Source organism: Pseudomonas sp. GW821-FHT03E01, assembly GCF_059420765.1.
Window position 1 is genome coordinate 15,886 of sequence record NZ_JBWKUI010000023.1, and the last position, 17,843, is coordinate 33,728.

Genomic DNA, 17,843 nt, shown 5'->3' on the forward strand with positions numbered 1-17,843 from the left:
CATATGAAAGCCAGCATTTTGAACCGGCTGTTGCTGTTGACCCTGCTACTCATCCCGGCTCTATTCGCCCAGGCAGACAGCGGTGCCGTGTACTTCACCATGGGGGTGCACAACACCGAGGGGTGCAATGAACAGAACGGTAATTGCATCGCAACACGAGCACCGGGCGAGCCTTCCGATCCGTTTTTCCCGGCCTACTGGATCAGCGACTGGACCATGTACCGGGTGATGCACAACTACGAGAAAAACCCGCCGCCCTACAGCAATCCACCCACCACCCTGACCCCGGCGGACTACACCGTCTCTCGCGGCACCAGTTACTACGACACCGCCTACATCCCGCCGGATGGCGACGGCTTCGGCGCGATGATGGAACACTACGAGAAATACTGCCTGCCGATCTTCCCGATCAAGAACAACAACTACACCTGCTCCTTCGTGTCGCTGGGCAACAAGGCCTACTTCCTGACCTATCCCCAGGACCGTCCCAAGGACATGCCGGCCTGCTGCATGTTCTCGCCGATGAACCACCCACCACGGCAGGATTTCATCAAGCACCTGCCCTACAGTGCCGCGCGCAGCCAGAACCTCAATGGCAGCGTGCAAGCCTATGCCCTGGATGTCGACTCGCCACAAGGCCCGATCCTGTTCGGCTACGCCTTCTACAAGAACGTCACGGGACAACCGCCCTACCGGCATCCGCAATCGTTCTATTTCTCCGGTGATGCCAGCGTCGCCAACGCCCCCATCGTCAGCCAGAACTACACCAACTTCCGCATCGCCAAACCGGACCCGGCCCAGACCTGGGCGCAAGTGGCCGCCATGTGCCCGGCGAATCCGCCGCCCTGCCAATTGTTCGAGCCACCGGCGTCACAGAGCAACGGCCAAAAGGCGCAGTGGAACAAGCTCATGCAACGCAAACCCTGAATAACGACGAAGGATCGCCATGAAAACCACATTCCGTTTCTGCGTGATGTTAGTGGGCCTGGCCAGTCTGCCGGCCTTGATCCTGGAGCAGGCCCTGGCCCGAGAACAGGCCATGCCGTCGACGCAGGCCAGTAACCTGAGTTGCCAACCCCCCAGCACCGCGCCGGTCGCCACCGCCAGTCAGGACCAGTTCGATCAATACAGCTGGCAGATGTTCATCGCTTTGAACTGGCCCGCACAGGATGGGCAACGAGGTGATCCCGACTGCGCCAAACAGCTTGGGGATCCCGGCTACACCGTTTGGCAAACCTACAAGACCGTGGAGGAAATCTTTCTGCCGAGGGGTGCCAATCCTGGCCCGTGGAATACCCCGCAGACCGCCAAAAGCCTGGGCATCATCAACATCGCCGCGCTGAAGAACAGCACCCAGGTGAATGCCGTCGACCAGGCCGTCGGCGGCTGGCTGATCGACCAGGCAGGTAACCCGACCTACTACGACATCTCGGCCAACGAGACGTCCTACGACTACATCGTCAACAACAACTTCTATAACGCCGACGTCGTTTCCAAAGCCAATAACATCAACTTCCCCAATGGGGTCATCGAGGTCAAGTCGAGCTGGCGCATCCTCACCCCCAACGACAATGCCAGCCACTACCTGACCATGCTGGCGCGCGTGGCCACGTTCAACGACCAGGGCCAGCGCACCGGTGTCACCGAGGCCTACCTGGGCCTGGTGGGCCTGCACATCATCACCAAGGTCAATGGCTATCCACAGTGGATCTGGTCGACCTTCGAGCAGATCGACAACGTTCCGCCCAAGGAACTGGTACACGGTGAGTGGGTCGATCAGCCGACACCCGGCACAACCTATTCCTACTTCAACCCCACCGCGCCCCTCGTCAGCCTCAACCAGTCACCCTGCGACTGGCAGACTCAGGGCGGACAACTGGTCTGCGTGCCCAAACCCGGCACCACGTTCCAGACCCCGAACCCGCTGAACCGGGTCACCCCGATTGCCGAGATCACCAACGCCGTCAACACCAATTACCGCACCGACCCGGGCCTGCAAAGAAGCGTGCTGAAGTACTACCAACTCATCACCACCCAGCGCCCGCTGATGCCGGACAACCCCAGCAATCCACTGGGCCAGCCGACCCCGTCGCTCTCGGCCAACGTCACCATGGAGAGCTACATCCAGCCCAACAGCAGCTGCATGAATTGCCACTCCATGGCGACACCGGTCAAAAGTCCCTACAAGGCCGATTTCTCCTACATGTTCAAATTCGCCAACGCGCCTGTCGGCAAAACCACCAAGGACGAGGAATAGATCATGAGCATTCTCAATGGACCACGCCTGAATTTCTGGGGCGGCATCCGCACGGACGTCAGCCTGCCAAACAACTCCCCCACCATTCCTTACGACGGCAATGAGGAATGGCCGCTCTTCGACCTGACCACCTCGACCCTGGCACCGACTGCTCAGTCTTATACCGACGATCAGCTGAACAACATGATCAACGCGCCCGACGGCGACTACTACACCGCTGGCGGCTGGAATCACTATGGGCAGCATGTCGTCGACATGCAGAACGCCTTGATCAGTTCCCAGGGCAATCCGGGCAGCATCAGCACCACCGGCGACATGGTGGGCCAGCCGGTTTATCTGCTCGGCTCGGTGGATCCGGTGACCGGACAAGGCCCCGTCTCCGGCCCGATGATGGTGGACCTGGACCCCACCTCCTCAACGACCACCCAGATATTCGTCGGCGGCCTGCAGATTGGTGGTAACAGCGACATCCAGTTGCTGATTCGCAGTAATACCGTGTGCAGCAGTTTCGACGTGGCGGGACGTGTGCTGTTGCCCGCGAAAATGGATGCGCCGGGATCTTTCCACGCCAGCGGTACGTTTCAACTGACCTTCCCTTTGAGCAGCATCGTCAGCTGGAACCAGAACAGCAGTGGCCTGCGCTCGATCATCCAGGCACCGGGTGCGACCGGCATTGTCCTGCGTTTCGTCATGTTCGAAATGTGCCCCACGATGACCACGGAACAACTGGACGCCGATTATGCCGCCGGCCGATACACCCCCAACCCGAGCATCGGCAGGGTCATCGGTACACTGGCCCCGGCCTTCGCCGACGAGCCGCTGAACTGCCAGCCGGGCCGGCAACTGGTCAACCAGAGTACGGGGAATGCCGGCTATGCCGACCTGGGCGGCAACGGTTACCTGAGCATCGACATGGTGAACGTCATTCCGAAGCAAACCTTCAGGGCCGTCAGGGACGATATCACCAGCCCTATCGGACCGAACGCGAACTACGGCCCCGTCACCATCACCGCAGGCACCACTGAACTGGCCACCCTGGACCCGACCAACCGCTTTCTATTCGACTACTACGTGTATGGCGGCATCGTCGACCTGCCCCTGACCGCCAACCAGCTACAGGCAGTGCAGACCGCCGCCCTGGCGATCAACGCGCCCGGCAAGGTCGCCGGTACCACGTTGCAAGCCACCGAATCGACCTATCGGGTGTATGCCGATCAGCGCAACGTGTATCTGGAGGACTACCCCAATGGCCTGTCGATCACCTTGCAGGTCAGGTACTTGGGCGGTCCGGTCCCCAAAGCCACCGAAATCGACCTGCAGGCTGCTGCTCCTGCTGTTTACGATGAACCGCAATACTGGGATTTCCTCGATTTTCCTGCATCGCTGACCGTTAACCCTGGCCAGCTCGCGATCAGTTTCCCGGTCACCGTCAAAGCGGGTTCTGCCGCCCAGGCGGGTTTTGTCGCCTTGACCTACACAGCCAATGGCCTTCCAAGCAGTGGCTACTTCACCAGCTTCCGCAAATACGCACAGACCGACTTCGGCATCCCCGCGGGCACCCACATCACCTGGGAGCTGATGTACCCGAACGTCCTGCGCTTTCACTACCTGGCCTTCCCCGCCATGTCGCGCTACATCCCGCTCAATCAGCCCGACGCGGTCATGGGCGCCAAGAACCCCATTCTCGCCCGAACTTCGGATGCGTACAAAGGCACCACGCTGTTCATGCCTGTGGTGCGCTCGATGTCGCCCTGCCAGCGGGCGCTGCTCCGGGCTTATCTCACCGGTGAACCGTGGCAACCGCCGCAGTAACCGCATCCATCCGTTATTCATGGAGAGAGCCCTATGCCCATTCCCATTAATATCCCTGCGCGGCCCAGCGAAACCCTGTGCCCGAGCACCATCATCGCCGAAGGCCTGCTGAACCCTCGGGGCATTTGCGTGCAGGCCGATGGCAGCCTGCTGCTGACCGAAGCCGGCTCGGGCCTGCCGGAACAGCCCTTCAGCGGTCGTATCAGTCGACTGCGACCGGATCCGCACAAGCCCGGCGCCTATCTGCCCGGCGAGATACTGGCGCAAGGTTTTCGCGCCATGAACATGCAGGCTCGCATGCTGCGCGATGAAATCATGGGGCTGTCGGACATCGCCTGCGGTGACGGGCGCTGTCTGGTCAGCCAGACCGATTACGTCGAGGGTTCCAAACTGCTGGACCTGCAATTCACACCGCCCGAACCGGTGTTTCACAGCCGTGGCAATCTGAATGCGCTGTGTTACCACCCGACCCGCCGCAGTTGGCTGGCGGTCAAACCCGATACCAATCAGTTGGTGGAATTCGCCAGCGGACAGGACGAACGCGTGCTGGTCCGATTGCCCGAACTGGACCAGGGCCAGGAAGCCGTCCCGGTGACCCTGGTGTACGAACCGGCGACCGACGCAGTGCTGATCAGTCTGTTTTCCGGAGAGTTGCAGGGCGACCCGACGCGCAAGGGTATCGACTTCGCCGAGAAGGCCGGCCAGGTGATTCGGGTCTGGCCTGACAGTGGGCAAGTCGAGCTCCTGATTCGTGGCCTGCAACTGCCCACCGGACTGGCGCTGTGTCCGAAGGGCAACGTGTTGGTGCTGGAGCTCTGCGACCGCCTGCAGCAACCCTTGCCACCCGACTGGAACGGCGAACCGCTGCATGGCGGCTTTACCCGTTTTACCGGGCGACTGCTGAGCTGCAACTTGCATACCGCCCAGGTCGCCGTGCTCGCCCGCGACCTGGATACCCCTTCCAACCTGTGTCTGCTGGAGGATGCGGTACTGGTGAGCGAAGGCATGGGTTTGACCGGCCGGCCACTGCCCGTGCCAGACAACACCGTCGTCCCGTTGAGCGGCAGGCTGCGGCGGGTGCAGCTCTGAAAAGGTGGGCCACACGTTGCCTGAACATTACCTGCCCCGAATTTGGCAGGAATGTTCAGGCTCGGTTCGCGTCAATCGCTTTCTGAGGCGTCTCGGATTCGAGCGGGTGACACGATGATTTTCACGTTGTGCTCCTTGTTGTTAACCAATTGCTCAAAGCCCTGCCCGACAATCTGTTCCAGCTGAATACGCCCGGTTATCAGCGGCGTGATGTCCAGCCGGCCGTCGGCGATAAAGGCGATTACATCTGCGAACTCACCGTTGTAGGCGAGTGCCCCCAGCACCTGTTTTTCGGTGGCGACCAGCTCGAAGAAATTGAACTCGCTGGGCTCCTCGAAGATGCCCACCAGCACACACGTGCCGGCCTTGCGGATGAGGTCGATGGCGAGCTTGGCCGTGTGTTTGTTGCCGATGCATTCGAAACTGACATCCGCCCCCAGCCCGCCGGTCAGCCGCCGCACCTCAGCCAACGCGTCACACTCATTGGGGTCCAGCACCTGGCTCGCCCCCACCTCCAGGGCCTTGGCCTTGCGCGCTCCCGACATTTCCAGAGCAATGACCTGGGCCGCGCCAGCCGCCTTGGCGCACATGATGGTGCACAGGCCGATGGTTCCCGCGCCAACCACCACCACATTTTTCCCCAGCAAACTCCCGGCCTTTTTCACCGCGTGCATGCCCACTGCCAGCGGTTCGATCAACGCCCCGGCTTCGGCGGGAAAGTTGGCCGGCAACTTGTAAAGCAGGTTGGCCGGTACGTTGACCAACTCGGCGAACGCGCCATTGTTCATCAGCCCGGTGAACGCCAGGTTCTCGCAAATGTTGTACAGCCCATGGGTGCAGTAATAACAAGTGCCACAGTGCTGACAGGCATCGGCTGCCACCGGTTCGCCCACACTGAACCCCTGGACCCCGGCGCCGATTTCGACGATCTCGCCACAGAACTCATGACCGAGAATGCACTGCCCCTTGATGCCGGTCAGCGGGTGCGGCGCATCCACCGGAATGAACACTGGCCCGGCGACGTATTCATGCAAGTCGGAGCCGCAAATACCGCACCATTGCACGCGAATCTGCACCCAGCCCGCCGGTGGCGAGACGGGCAACGGCACATCTTCGACGCGGATATCGTGACGACCATGCCAGACAGCGGCACGCATGCTGCGGGTCGGATCAATTGGAAGGCTCATGTTGGAATCTCCTTGAAATCGTTGGCCTTGGCGCCCGGCAAATGGCCGGCCGCCAAGGGAGGCATCAGTGTTGTTGGACAAAGTCCAGAATCAGCCGATTGACCTGCTCGGCCGCTTCCATCTGCACCATGTGCGCCTGACCCGACAGGATTTCGACCTGAGCAGTCAGGCCAGCGCTGTGGGTCGCAGGAATGATCGCGTCGTCACTGCCCCAGATCAGCAACACCGGTTGCCGGTTTTCTTGCACCACGCCGCGCAGATCGAGTTGTTGCCGCCCTTCTTTGAACAGCCCCGCAACCAGCAGGCGCAGGGCCGCATCCACCCCTTCCAGACGCTTGTACTTGAGCATGTCTTCGAGCATCTGCCGATTGACCAGTTCGGGGTCGGAGAACAGTTTCACCAATTGTGGCTTGAGGGCATTGCGGCTGGCTGCCTCGACAAAACCTTGCAGGTAATCGCCGTTGATTTCCGCACCCAAGCCGGCGCTGCCGATCAAGCTCAGGGAACGCACCCGCTGGGGAGCCAGGCGCGCCGTGTTCAGCGACACCGCCCCGCCCATGGAATGCCCCACCAGATGCGCCACGGGAACATCCAGATGATCGAGCAGAGCCAGCAGCACCCCGCTCAACTCATCCAGATCTCCGTGTTCCAACTGTTTGCTAGACTCGCCATGGCCCGGCAGATCCAGAGCTATCACCCGGCGCCCGGCGGCCAATGCTTCATGATTGAACATCCAGTTATTCAGGTCACCGCCGAACCCGTGCACCAGCACCAACGGCACCCCGCCTTCGCCACGCTCGAAGTAACGGATCAGTCGCCCGTCCAGTTCGACCTTCTGCGGCTTCGGGCCACTGTCTTCCTCGGCACCGTCACCTGGCACGAACGCGGACTGGAACTGCTCGATCACCGCATCGATCTCGGCCTCACTGGCTTCGCCGTCAACCACGATGCCGAGCAATGCGCCGACCGCGAGGGTTTCATCCTGGCGCGCGATCTGCCGGCGCAGCACACCGGAAAACGGCGCTTCGACACTGCTGGAAATTTTGTCGGTTTCTACGTCGAGCACTTCATCGCCCTTGGCGATCGCCTGGCCCTCCTCCTTGAGCCAGACATCGACCCGGCCTTCGGTCATGGACAAGCCCCACTTGGGCATGGTCAGGGTATGGATCTGGCTCATGAACGCTTGCTCCACTCGATCAGCTTGAGCACGGCGTTTTCGATCTTCGCCGCGTCGGGGATATAGAGGTCTTCCAGAGAGTCGGAGAACGGCACCGGTGTGTGCGGCGCGGTGACCATCTCGATGGGCGCCTTGAGCGAGGCGAACGCTTTTTGCGCCACCAGGGCCGAGATGTCGGTGGCCATGGAACAGCGCGGGTTGGCTTCGTCGATCACCACCAGGCGCCCGGTCTTTTCCACGCTTTCCAGAATGCTGTCTTCGTCCAGCGGGCTGGTGGTACGCAGGTCGATGACCTCGCAGTCAATCCCCCGCCCTGCCAGGCTGCGGGCTGCATCCATCGCCGTATTGACCGTGCGCCCATAGGAAACCAGGGTCACGTCCTTGCCGTCGCGCAGGAAGTTGGCCTCGCCGAACGGGATGGTATAGAGCTCTTCCGGCACCTCGCCCTGCATGCTGTAGAGCAGTTTGTGTTCGCAGAAGATGACCGGATCGTTGTCGCGGATGGCCTGGATCAACAGGCCCTTGGCGTCATAAGGGGATGACGGGCAGACAACTTTCAGGCCGGGGATGTGGGTCCACAGCGACGTGAGCATTTGCGAGTGTTGGGCGGCGGCCCGCAGGCCCGCGCCGACCATGGTGCGAATCACCAACGGGGTGGAAGCCTTGCCCCCGAACATGTAGCGAAACTTGGCCGCCTGATTGAGGATCTGGTCCAGGCAGCAACCGGCGAAGTCGACGAACATCAACTCACACACCGGGCGCACGCCGCAGGTCGCTGCGCCTACCGCGGCACCGACATAACCCAATTCCGACAGCGGCGTGTCCAGCACGCGGCCGGGAAATTGGTGGTAGAGGCCCTTGGTCACGCCCAATACCCCGCCCCAGGCGTCATTTTCACCAGGAGCACCGGCACCGCCGGCGACGTCTTCCCCCATGATGAACACGCTGGGGTCGCGACGCATTTCCTGGGCCAGGGCTTCGTTGATTGCCTGCTGATAACTGATTTTTCTCGCCATGATAAAGGTCTCGATTCTTGTTATAGGGGGCGTTCAGGGATAGGAAACGTAGACGTCGGTGAGCAGATCGGCGGCGCTTGGCTTGGGGTCGGACTTGGCCTTGCGCACGGCATTTTCGATCAACAGGTCCACTTCGCCATCGATCTGGTCCAACTGGCTGGCATCGATCAAACCGGTCCGAGTGGTGCGCTCGCGAAACTGCATCAGGCAGTCGTTGTGTTCGCGGAAATACTTGACCTCGTCCGGTGCCCGATAGGTCTGGGCGTCGCCTTCAAAGTGACCGTAGTAGCGGGTCAGCTTGACCTCGATCAACGACGGTCCTTCACCGGCTCGAGCGCGCGCCACCGCGGCACCGGCGGCTTCGTGAACGGCGAAAAAATCGAAGCCGTCGACGGTGACCCCAGGCATGCCGAAACCGGCTGCGCGGTCGGCGATGTGATCGCAGGCCACCGACCAGTTGGACGCCGTGGCCTCGGCGTAACCGTTGTTCTCGGCAATGAACAGGCACGGCAGGTTCCACACCGAGGCCATATTCATCGCTTCGAACACGGCCCCTTCGTTGGAACCGCCATCGCCGAAGAACGCCACGGCGACGCCGTCGGTCCCCTTGAGCCTGGCGGCCAGGGCCGCCCCTACCACCAGCGGTGCACCGGCACCGACGATGCCATTGGCACCGAGCATGCCTTTCTCGAAATCGGCGATGTGCATGGAGCCGCCCTTGCCCTGACAGACTCCGGTTTTCTTACCGTAGATTTCGGCCATCATCCCGTGCACATCAACGCCCTTGGCGATGCAATGACCGTGGCCACGGTGGTTGGAGGCGATACAGTCGTCATCCCTCAGGTGAGCCATGACACCGGCGGCCGAGGCCTCTTCACCGGCATAAAGATGGACGAAACCGGGAATCTCGCCGGTGGCGAACTCCACATGCAGGCGCTCTTCAAAGACGCGGATGGTGCGCATCACCCGATAGGCATGCAGCAATTGATCAGCAGTCAGCTGTGTCGACATTTTTATTCTCCAGGGTGTCTTGAGGCTCAAGTTTCAAAGTGCAAGGTTCAAAGGGTGTTGCGGGTGTTCACGACCGATGGCCAGCAGCCGCTCTTGCGCGGCATAGACCAGCGCCGCATTGACATCGATGCTCAACGGGCCGCCGGCATCGAGGGTCACGGTGGGCAAGTCATGGGCGTTGAATTCGATTTCCCGTTCGCCATCCAGGGCCAGGGTGCCGTTGCTCAGGCACAGGCGATGGGCAACACCGGGTTCAAGGCTGGCGGCCGCGAGCACGCCGCAGCCTTGCAACAGGCCGGGCGCCAGGGGCACCAGCAAGGCTTCGGACGATTGCGGATCAAGGCGCATCCAGGCACCGTTGGGGGCTTGGCGCGAGACCGGAAACCACAAGCCGCAGAGGGCCGATATGCCAATGGACTGAGGTTCCGCGAAGGTGACGAACATCTCCGCCAGATCGATCCCACGGCTGATTGCACGGGCGCCGATGAAGGGCAGCGGGGACACTGCCACGTCTACCAGCGCCACTTCGCACAGGTCGCGGCTCGGAATCCGCACCAGCAGGCGTTTATTGCGACGCAAGGCAATTTCGGGTGGGATCCGGCCGCTGGCGAATAGCCCGCCGGCCAGCCCGGCGCTGGTGGCCTCACGCAGTTCCGGGAAGGCATTGTTGGTCCCCGTCGACAGGGTCAGCAGCGGAATGTCGCCGACTTCGGCAGCCACCGCTTTGTGGGTGCCGTCACCGCCGAGCACGGCAATCAGCGACACGCCGCGTTCAGCCATCCAGCGCGCGGCCTGGCGAGTGTCCGCCACGCTCTGGCGCAAGGTCAGTTCCAGGAACTCCAGAGTTGGCCAGTGGCTGTCACGCGCCTGGCGGCCATGACTGTTCTTCTTCACCGCCGCCGCGATGCCGGTCATGTCGGTGGGCATCAGCACGCGCTCGACACCGGTGGCGCCAAAAGCCGCCAGCAGCCGTTGGATCACCGAGACCTTGTCGGTGCTGGAAAACAACCCGGCATTCGCCGTCAGGCGCCTTACGTCCCGGCCGGACGCCGGATTGGCAATGATGCCGACGGTCAGGGGCAAGCGACTCATGTCGCCACCGCGGGTACGGCAGAGTAAAAGCCTCGGCAGGAGGACATAGGGCACCTCTTGTTATTATCGGGTTGCCAGTCGTGCTGGTTGCCGGGGTTAGAGCAAGGCCGGTGCCAGAATCGCAAAAGATCGCCGAAAAGCCCGTTCCAGAGCGGTTTTGACTACATTTCCAAGTGATGGGATCCCGCTCGATTGAGACGTCCCATGTCAGCCTGCACGGGTTAGAGGTCAGACCTTGAGACGTCGCGTCTCAGCTTCGCAGTGGGGTGAACCGATGCTTGTCGACCGTCCGTGAACGGCGCTTAATAGCCCGCACAACTAAAAGAAGATCGAATCGGAGGCCCTAATGCTTTCCGCACACTCGAAGGCGCATGTGGATTGCGTCAGCCGTGTTTTGAAGAACGCAGCGCACCTGCCGCAACTGCCCGTGCCGGACTTGATCCTGGATTCCTGGCGCCGTTCCATGGAGCAACACCACTTGGACCCTGGCTCATTACAAGGGCCGCGGATCCTGTCCCAGAACGTGCTGCAAGAGTGTCGAGAACGCTCCGAACTGTTCCTGCGCATCGCCAGCGAAGAAGTCGCCCGACTCCATGGTCGCGTGCGCGATGCCGACTACTGCGTGTTGCTCACCGACGCCCAGGGCCAGACCATCGACTATCGCGTGGAAACCTCCATCCGTAATGATTGCCGCAAAGCAGGCCTGTACCTGGGCACCTGCTGGTCAGAAGGTGAGGAAGGCACCTGCGGGGTGGCTGCGGTGCTGACCGCACGAACACCGGTTACGGTGCACAAGCGGGATCACTTCCGCGCGGCTTTTATCGGACTCACCTGCTCCGCCGCTCCGGTCTTCGACCCTCGAGGGGAACTGCTCGGGGTGCTCGATGTGTCTGCGGTGCGTTCGCCGGACGACCGTCGTTCGCAGCATCTGATCCGGCAAATGGTGGTGCAGAGCGCACGGGAAATAGAACAGGCGTTTTTCATGAACAGTGCCCAGGGTTACTGGGTGCTGCGGGCCCACAACAGCCCGGGCTACGTCGACAGCCAGCCCGATTACCTGCTCGCCTGGGACGACGACGGCCAACTGCAGGCACTCAACCCCGCGGCGCGGCAGTGGCTGTCGCAAAGTTTTGGTCAACTGCCGGACCACATCGGCCAAGTGTTCGATCAGCAGTTATTGCATCGCGCCAAAGACGAATCACTCTGCCTGTTTCACTGCCGGGGTGGCCGCCATGTCTTGCATGGGCGACTCAGCGCGCCACGGCAAGTGAAACGCAGCCCGGCTCGGCGGGTACTGTCACCCGCCGAACTCGACCCGCGACTGGAAGAAAGTTTGCGCCTTGCGGTTCGGGTCAAAGACCGTAATCTGCCGGTGCTGATCCACGGCGAAACCGGTTCCGGCAAGGAAGTCTTCGCCCGCCAGCTGCACCAGGCCAGTCTGCGCCGTGATCGACCTTTTATTGCGGTGAACTGCGCAGCGATTCCCGAAAACCTGATCGAAAGCGAGCTGTTTGGTTATGCAGCCGGCGCCTTCACCGGGGCTTCGAATAAAGGCATGCAAGGCCTGCTGGAGCAGGCCGATGGCGGCACCCTGTTTCTCGATGAAATCGGCGATATGCCCCTGACCCTGCAAACCCGGCTACTGCGGGTTTTAGCCGAGGGCGAAGTGGCGCCCCTGGGAGCGTCAAGAAGCAAGGCGATAGACATTCAGGTGGTCTGCGCCAGCCACCGCGATCTGGAAGCCCTGGTGTCCAGCGGGGAGTTTCGCGAGGACCTGTACTTCCGCCTCAGTGGTGCGCGATTCCAATTGCCGCCGTTGCGCGAACGCAGTGATCGACTGGCATTGATCAACCGGATACTCGAGGAAGAATCGTCGGCCTGCGCGATGGCGATGCAACTGGGAAGCGCCGCACTGGAATGCCTGCTCGGCTATCGCTGGCCGGGAAATGTGCGCGAACTGCGGCACGTATTGCGTTACGCCTGCGCGGTGTGCGAGACCGACTTGATTCTATTAAGTGACTTGCCTGAGCATCTGCCCGGCCGTCGACTCAACGATCCGGCTTCAGCTGACACCCTGGAACGCTGCGCCAGTCCTGAACGCGAGGCACTCATCGATGCCCTCGTGCGTCATCGCTGGAAACCCACCCCCGCGGCCAAGGCTTTGGGCATCTCCCGGGCAACGCTGTATCGACGGGTGCATCAACATGGCATCGACATGCCTGGCAGGGGCTGACCACAAGTTCATCCGGCGGCCCCGCTTAATGAGCGTTGGCCACCGGACAGCACAATGGACTTGCATCGATCACAGTATTGGTGAACGGCATCGAATAAATGTGGGAGCAAGCCCCGGCTATTAAAACCAGGTCTCCATCTGTATCCCGTATTGCCACACACCGCCGGCGTTGAAGTCGGTCTTGCCAAAGTTGTCTGTGGAGCTGTATCGGTCCAGGTCCGAAGACCAGTTCATGAAGCTGGCGAACACTCGCAACTCGGGGCGTGTGAGCAGGTCTCCAACGTCGGGTTTGAAGGTCGGGGCGATGGTGAATTTCCAGAAGTTGCCGTCCACCGCATTACGTTGCAGGTAACCCTTGGGGTCGAGGTTCATGGTTTGCCAGCTCATTTCGTAGGCCATCTCGAAATTGCTGTTGATTTCATTGGCCAACCGCATGTTCAGGGTCATCCAGCGGTAGTCGTCACCCTTGACGTAGCGATCCTTGCTTTGTTCGGCCAGCAGACTTGGACCGATGCGCCAGTGGGGTGCAATCGGTGTCTCGCCGTACAGCGCAAGGCGCAGCGCACGGGCGTCGTCGATCAGTTCGCCGTCCGAGCCAATGTTCTTGACCTCGGCCCCCAGCCCTTGCCCGTAGAGCAGCGCCGTCTTGAAGAAGCCTTCCCTGCCGAAAAAGTTTTTCTGATGATTCGCGATCATGCTGTGCAAGCCGGAGTCCGCAGGCTTCAGGCCCGCTTCATTGGTGCGAGTGCTAAAGTCGTTTTTCTTTGAGCCAATGCCATTGAACATCCACTGCCACTGACCATTATCGAAGAACTGGTTGGAGGTGAGGATGTAGCTTTCCACATCGGCATTGACACCGCCCTCACTGAAATCCCCGTAGTTACGCCCGATCAACGAGTAATTCGAGCGCCAGTTCTTGTTCATCTGCACGTCGTAGATCCCCCCCCCGGTGCCGGCCAGAAAGACGACGTCCGAGTCCAGCCAATGGATATCGAAGTTGTCCCTGTCGAATCGCTTGCCTGCCCACAGGGTGGCGTTCTCGAACGTCGAATTGCCCTTGAATGCGGCGAGATGATCGAGTTCCGTAAATACCTGGCGCACATTCAGGTTACTTTCGGCGGCCGTCCAGTCATTGGAGCTTTCCACTCCATCGGCGATGGAAACCGTGAATTTGGAATGAGTGCCGTTCTGCGCATAGGCTTCTTTCGACAGGTCTATACGCATGTAAGTATCGTCTTCATTACCCAGTCGCCCGACTGCACCACCGACTGAACCGGCAGGCGTTGTATAAGGACCGCCCCGCCCGCCCCCCAGGCCATCGTTGATCAGCAATCCGGAGCGGGCGTAGCCCTTGAAGCTGAACCCGTCGGTGAGGTGTCCGGCACTGCCCTCCTTCTCCAGGCTTTGCTGACGGGCTTCGAGTTTTGCCAACCGCGTATCCAAAGTGGGCGCCGCAGTGGCGGTCGCAGTGGACGCAACAGGCTGCAAGGCGGGAGTGGACTGTTTGAGCTGCTGCAATTCCCTGGCGAGCGCCTGGGTTTGTTGTTCGGCGGCGGCTGCACGTTTTTCCGCAGCGCTGGCGCGGGCTTCAAACGCGGCCATGCGTTCTTCCAGAGTCGCGGCCTGAGCAGTGGCCGCCGAGGTGCCGAGTACGCCTGCGAGTAGCCAGCTTGATGCTTTCTGCATGGGGGATTTCCTGTTTTGTTTTTATTTTTTGTCCTGCGACCGGCCTTTTTTTCGTGAATTGTTAATTGTCAAAATCCACGAAAAAAAGGATGCCTCATCGCAAATACGCTGCTACATTTGGCGATGTTAACGTTAACTTTTCTAAAAACAAAAATAAAGAGGGCTTTATGAAACAGCTCAAATCACTCTTTCCAGCAGCACTGCTTGCCCTTTGCGCCGGGCTTCCATCCCTCTCCAGCGCAGCCAATCTGACGATTTCCTGCGGTGCGGTGGGCGCGGAATTACAACTGTGCAAAGAGGCCGTCGAGGCGTGGTCTCAACAGACCGGCAATCACGTCGAGGTGGTGTCCACGCCTAACTCGGCAACCGAGCGGTTGTCGTTCTATCAACAGATCCTCAGTGCGCAGTCCAGCGACATCGACATCATTCAGATCGACATGGTGTGGCCGGGGATGTTGGCCAAACATCTGCTGGATCTGCGCGAGGTGCTGCCCGCCGACGCAACCCAAGGCTACTTCCAGGCACAGGTGGACAACGCCACGGTGAACGGACGGCTGGTGACGATGCCGTGGTTCACCGACTCGGGCCTGCTGTATTACCGCAAGGACTTGCTCGAGAAATACAACAAGCAAGTCCCCCAGACTTGGGAGGAAATGACCGCTACCGCCAAGGATGTACAACAGGCCGAGCGCAATGCCGGCAACGCCAACGCCTGGGGGTACATCTTTCAAGGGCGTGCCTACGAAGGCCTGACGTGTAATGCGCTGGAATGGATCAGCAGCCAACCGGACGGAGGGCTGGTCAATCCACGAGGCGACATCGTGGTCAACAGCCAGGCCTCAAGAGCGGCGTTGACCCTGGCCAAAAGCTGGGTAGGCGACATCTCCCCGCGTGGCGTGCTCAATTACACCGAGGAAGAAGGACGCGGCGTATTCCAGTCGGGCAATGCGTTGTTCATGCGTAATTGGCCTTATGTCTGGGCCCTGGTGCAAAGCCAGGACAGTGCGGTAAAAGACAAGGTCGGGGTCGCTCCCCTGCCCCGCGGCGGCAGCACCGGCACCCATGCCTCCACCCTCGGCGGGTGGGGTTTGGCGGTATCGCGTTACAGCGCCAACCCGAAGCTTGCCGCCGAACTGGTGAGCTACCTGACCAGCGCTCAACAGCAAAAACATCGTGCGTTGATTGGCGCCTATAACCCGGTGATCGAGTCGCTCTACCAGGATCCCGAGCTGCTCGCGGCCATGCCTTATTACAGTCAGCTGCACAGCATTCTCAACGATGGCGTCATGCGCCCCGCTTCAATCACCGCCGCTCGTTATCCACGGGTCACCAATGCGTTCTTCGATCAAGTGCATGGCGTGCTGGCCGGCGAGTTGCCGGTCGATCAGGCGCTGACCGAACTGGAAGGCGAACTCACGCGTATCAAACACCGGAACTGGTAAGCCACAAGGAAGAAAATCACCATGTCTGTCTCTACTGCCCATGCTCCCTGTGACGAGCTCCTGCTCACCAGGGAAACGCCGGTACAGCGCCGCCGAGTGCGCGCTGCCTGGCTATTTCTGACGCCGATGTTGCTGTGTCTGGCCCTGGTAGCGGCCTGGCCGTTGCTGCGGACATTCTGGTTCAGCCTGACCGACGCCAACCTCGCGGACACCGCTGGCGGCACCTTCGTTGGCCTGAGCAATTATCTGTTCCACAACGGTTCCAGCTGGTCGGGCATCCTGGTCGATCCACAATGGTGGAATGCAGTGCGCAACACCTTGCATTTCACCGTGGTGTCGGTGGGGCTGGAAGTCGTGCTGGGGCTGCTGGTGGCGTTGCTGCTGAACATCCAGTTCGCCGGCCGTTCCCTGGTGCGAGCGTTGATTCTGATTCCGTGGGCGATTCCGACCATTGTCTCGGCGAAGATCTGGTCATGGATGCTCAATGACCAGTTCGGCATCATCAATCACCTGATGCTCAGCCTCGGCCTGATTACCGCGCCTCTGGCCTGGACCGCAGATGCCGATCTGTCGATGTGGGCGGTGATTATCGTCGACGTCTGGAAGACCGTGCCGTTTGTCACCCTGCTGATGCTCGCCGCCTTGCAGATGTTGCCGAGTGACTGCTACGAAGCCGCCAGGGTCGATGGCATTCATCCACTGAAGGTGTTCTGGCGGGTCACGCTGCCACTGCTGATGCCCGCATTGCTGGTGGCGGCGATCTTCCGCATCCTCGACTCCCTGCGGGTGTTCGACGTGATTTATGTGCTGACCTCGAACTCATCGAGCACCATGAGCATGTCGGTCTACGCCCGCCAACACCTGGTGGAGTTCCAGGACGTCGGTTACGGCAGCGCCGCCTCGACCCTGCTGTTTCTGGTGGTTGCAGTGATCGCCATGCTTTATCTCTACCTCGGACGCCGTCAACTGGAGGTCCGGTCATGAGCCCTCGCCTACTGAAAAAAGCACTGTTGCGCTTCGGTTTCTGGTGCCTGATCGGGGTGTTGCTGCTGTATGCGGTGTTCCCTTTCTACTACGCCATCGTCACGTCGCTGAAGCCGTCCAGCGCCTTGTTCGAGGTGAGTTACTGGATCAAAAAACCCGACTTCTCCAATTACGCGGCGGTGCTTAACCAAGCCTCATTCCTGCGGGCTATCGGTAATTCACTGGTGGTTGCGCTTAGCGTAGTGACGCTGGCGCTGTTCCTCAGCCTGACCGCTGCTTATGCCTTGGGCCGGGTGAAATTCCGTGGGCGTGGCACGGTGTTGATGATGGTCCTCGGGGTGTCGATGTTTCCCCAGGTCGCGGTGCTGTCGGGGCTGTTCGAGGTGATCCGTGCCTTGGGCCTGTACAACACGTCCTGGGCGTTGATTCTCAGCTACACGATTTTCACCCTGCCCTTCACCGTCTGGGTGCTGACCACGTTCATGGGTCAACTGCCCCATGAGCTGGAAGAAGCGGCAATCATGGATGGCGCCTCGCCCTGGGTCACGCTGACCCGGGTGCTGTTGCCGTTGCTCTGGCCCGCACTGGTCACCACTGGCTTGCTGGCTTTCATCGCGGCGTGGAACGAGTTCCTGTTTGCCCTGACTTTCACCCTCACCGACACCCAACGCACGGTGCCAGTGGCCATCGCCCTGATTTCCGGCGGCAGCCCCCATGAGTTGCCTTGGGGGTTGTTGATGGCGGCATCGGTGCTGGTCACCGTCCCACTGGTGATTCTGGTGCTGATCTTCCAGCGCCGAATCGTTTCCGGCCTCACTACCGGCGCGTTAAAGGGTTGATGCCCGACAACTACAAGG

At 60.7% G+C, this 17,843-nt stretch carries 14 protein-coding genes; 8 read left to right on the forward strand and 6 right to left on the reverse strand.

Features of this window, described 5'->3' with window-relative positions:
- Positions 1 to 3 precede the first annotated feature (3 nt).
- Genes AC07VO_RS28160 through AC07VO_RS28175 form a run of 4 tightly spaced genes read left to right on the forward strand, consistent with a single transcriptional unit; the run spans position 4 to position 5,158 of the window.
- Positions 4 to 927: a hypothetical protein gene (locus AC07VO_RS28160; protein WP_138867414.1), complete on the forward strand. Its 924-nt coding sequence runs from the start codon at positions 4 to 6 to the stop codon at positions 925 to 927.
- Positions 928 to 946: 19 nt separating this feature from the next.
- Positions 947 to 2,257 carry a hypothetical protein gene (locus AC07VO_RS28165; RefSeq protein WP_192350292.1) on the forward strand — a complete coding sequence of 437 codons (1,311 nt, stop codon included), beginning with the start codon at positions 947 to 949 and terminating at the stop codon, positions 2,255 to 2,257.
- A 3-nt stretch (positions 2,258 to 2,260) separates the two neighbouring features.
- Complete coding sequence (locus tag AC07VO_RS28170; protein ID WP_192350290.1) at positions 2,261 to 4,069, forward strand: hypothetical protein; 1,809 nt, start codon at positions 2,261 to 2,263, stop codon at positions 4,067 to 4,069.
- Positions 4,070 to 4,102: 33 nt separating this feature from the next.
- On the forward strand, positions 4,103 to 5,158 hold the full coding sequence (locus AC07VO_RS28175; protein ID WP_192350288.1) for a hypothetical protein: 1,056 nt from the start codon (positions 4,103 to 4,105) through the stop codon (positions 5,156 to 5,158).
- Positions 5,159 to 5,229: 71 nt separating this feature from the next.
- Here AC07VO_RS28175 and AC07VO_RS28180 read toward each other — a convergent pair whose 3' ends face one another.
- The 5 genes from AC07VO_RS28180 to AC07VO_RS28200 form a co-directional block, all read right to left on the reverse strand.
- A complete protein-coding gene (locus AC07VO_RS28180; RefSeq protein WP_225602761.1) occupies positions 5,230 to 6,315 on the reverse strand; it encodes a 2,3-butanediol dehydrogenase in 1,086 nt (361 codons plus the stop codon).
- Positions 6,316 to 6,409: 94 nt separating this feature from the next.
- Positions 6,410 to 7,522 carry an acetoin dehydrogenase dihydrolipoyllysine-residue acetyltransferase subunit gene (locus tag AC07VO_RS28185; protein ID WP_192350284.1) on the reverse strand — a complete coding sequence of 371 codons (1,113 nt, stop codon included), beginning with the start codon at positions 7,520 to 7,522 and terminating at the stop codon, positions 6,410 to 6,412.
- Positions 7,519 to 8,538 (reverse strand): alpha-ketoacid dehydrogenase subunit beta, encoded by a 1,020-nt coding sequence (locus tag AC07VO_RS28190; protein WP_018928915.1) that lies wholly within the window; start codon positions 8,536 to 8,538, stop codon positions 7,519 to 7,521. Before AC07VO_RS28190 ends, AC07VO_RS28185 begins: the two co-directional genes overlap by 4 nt.
- 33 nt (positions 8,539 to 8,571) lie before the next feature.
- Positions 8,572 to 9,549: a thiamine pyrophosphate-dependent dehydrogenase E1 component subunit alpha gene (locus tag AC07VO_RS28195; protein ID WP_018928914.1), complete on the reverse strand. Its 978-nt coding sequence runs from the start codon at positions 9,547 to 9,549 to the stop codon at positions 8,572 to 8,574.
- A 33-nt stretch (positions 9,550 to 9,582) separates the two neighbouring features.
- Positions 9,583 to 10,641 (reverse strand): ATP-NAD kinase family protein, encoded by a 1,059-nt coding sequence (locus AC07VO_RS28200; protein ID WP_457327229.1) that lies wholly within the window; start codon positions 10,639 to 10,641, stop codon positions 9,583 to 9,585.
- A 346-nt stretch (positions 10,642 to 10,987) separates the two neighbouring features.
- On the opposite strand from AC07VO_RS28200, the gene AC07VO_RS28205 reads away from it, so the two are divergent.
- Positions 10,988 to 12,874, forward strand: coding sequence for a sigma-54-dependent Fis family transcriptional regulator (locus AC07VO_RS28205; protein ID WP_192350280.1), 1,887 nt, complete (start codon positions 10,988 to 10,990; stop codon positions 12,872 to 12,874).
- Positions 12,875 to 12,994: 120 nt separating this feature from the next.
- On the opposite strand, the gene AC07VO_RS28210 is transcribed toward AC07VO_RS28205, so the two are convergent.
- Positions 12,995 to 14,560 (reverse strand): carbohydrate porin, encoded by a 1,566-nt coding sequence (locus AC07VO_RS28210; protein ID WP_192350278.1) that lies wholly within the window; start codon positions 14,558 to 14,560, stop codon positions 12,995 to 12,997.
- A 167-nt stretch (positions 14,561 to 14,727) separates the two neighbouring features.
- Between AC07VO_RS28210 and AC07VO_RS28215 the strand changes: the two genes are divergently transcribed.
- The 3 genes from AC07VO_RS28215 to AC07VO_RS28225 are packed head-to-tail and all read left to right on the forward strand — an operon-like array spanning position 14,728 to position 17,825.
- Entirely contained in the window at positions 14,728 to 16,002 is a 1,275-nt protein-coding gene (locus tag AC07VO_RS28215) for an ABC transporter substrate-binding protein (protein ID WP_018928910.1), read from the forward strand.
- A gap of 21 nt (positions 16,003 to 16,023) precedes the next feature.
- Complete coding sequence (locus tag AC07VO_RS28220) at positions 16,024 to 16,986, forward strand: carbohydrate ABC transporter permease (RefSeq protein ID WP_086945640.1); 963 nt, start codon at positions 16,024 to 16,026, stop codon at positions 16,984 to 16,986.
- Positions 16,983 to 17,825: a carbohydrate ABC transporter permease gene (locus tag AC07VO_RS28225; protein ID WP_018928908.1), complete on the forward strand. Its 843-nt coding sequence runs from the start codon at positions 16,983 to 16,985 to the stop codon at positions 17,823 to 17,825. Before AC07VO_RS28220 ends, AC07VO_RS28225 begins: the two co-directional genes overlap by 4 nt.
- Positions 17,826 to 17,843 lie beyond the last annotated feature (18 nt).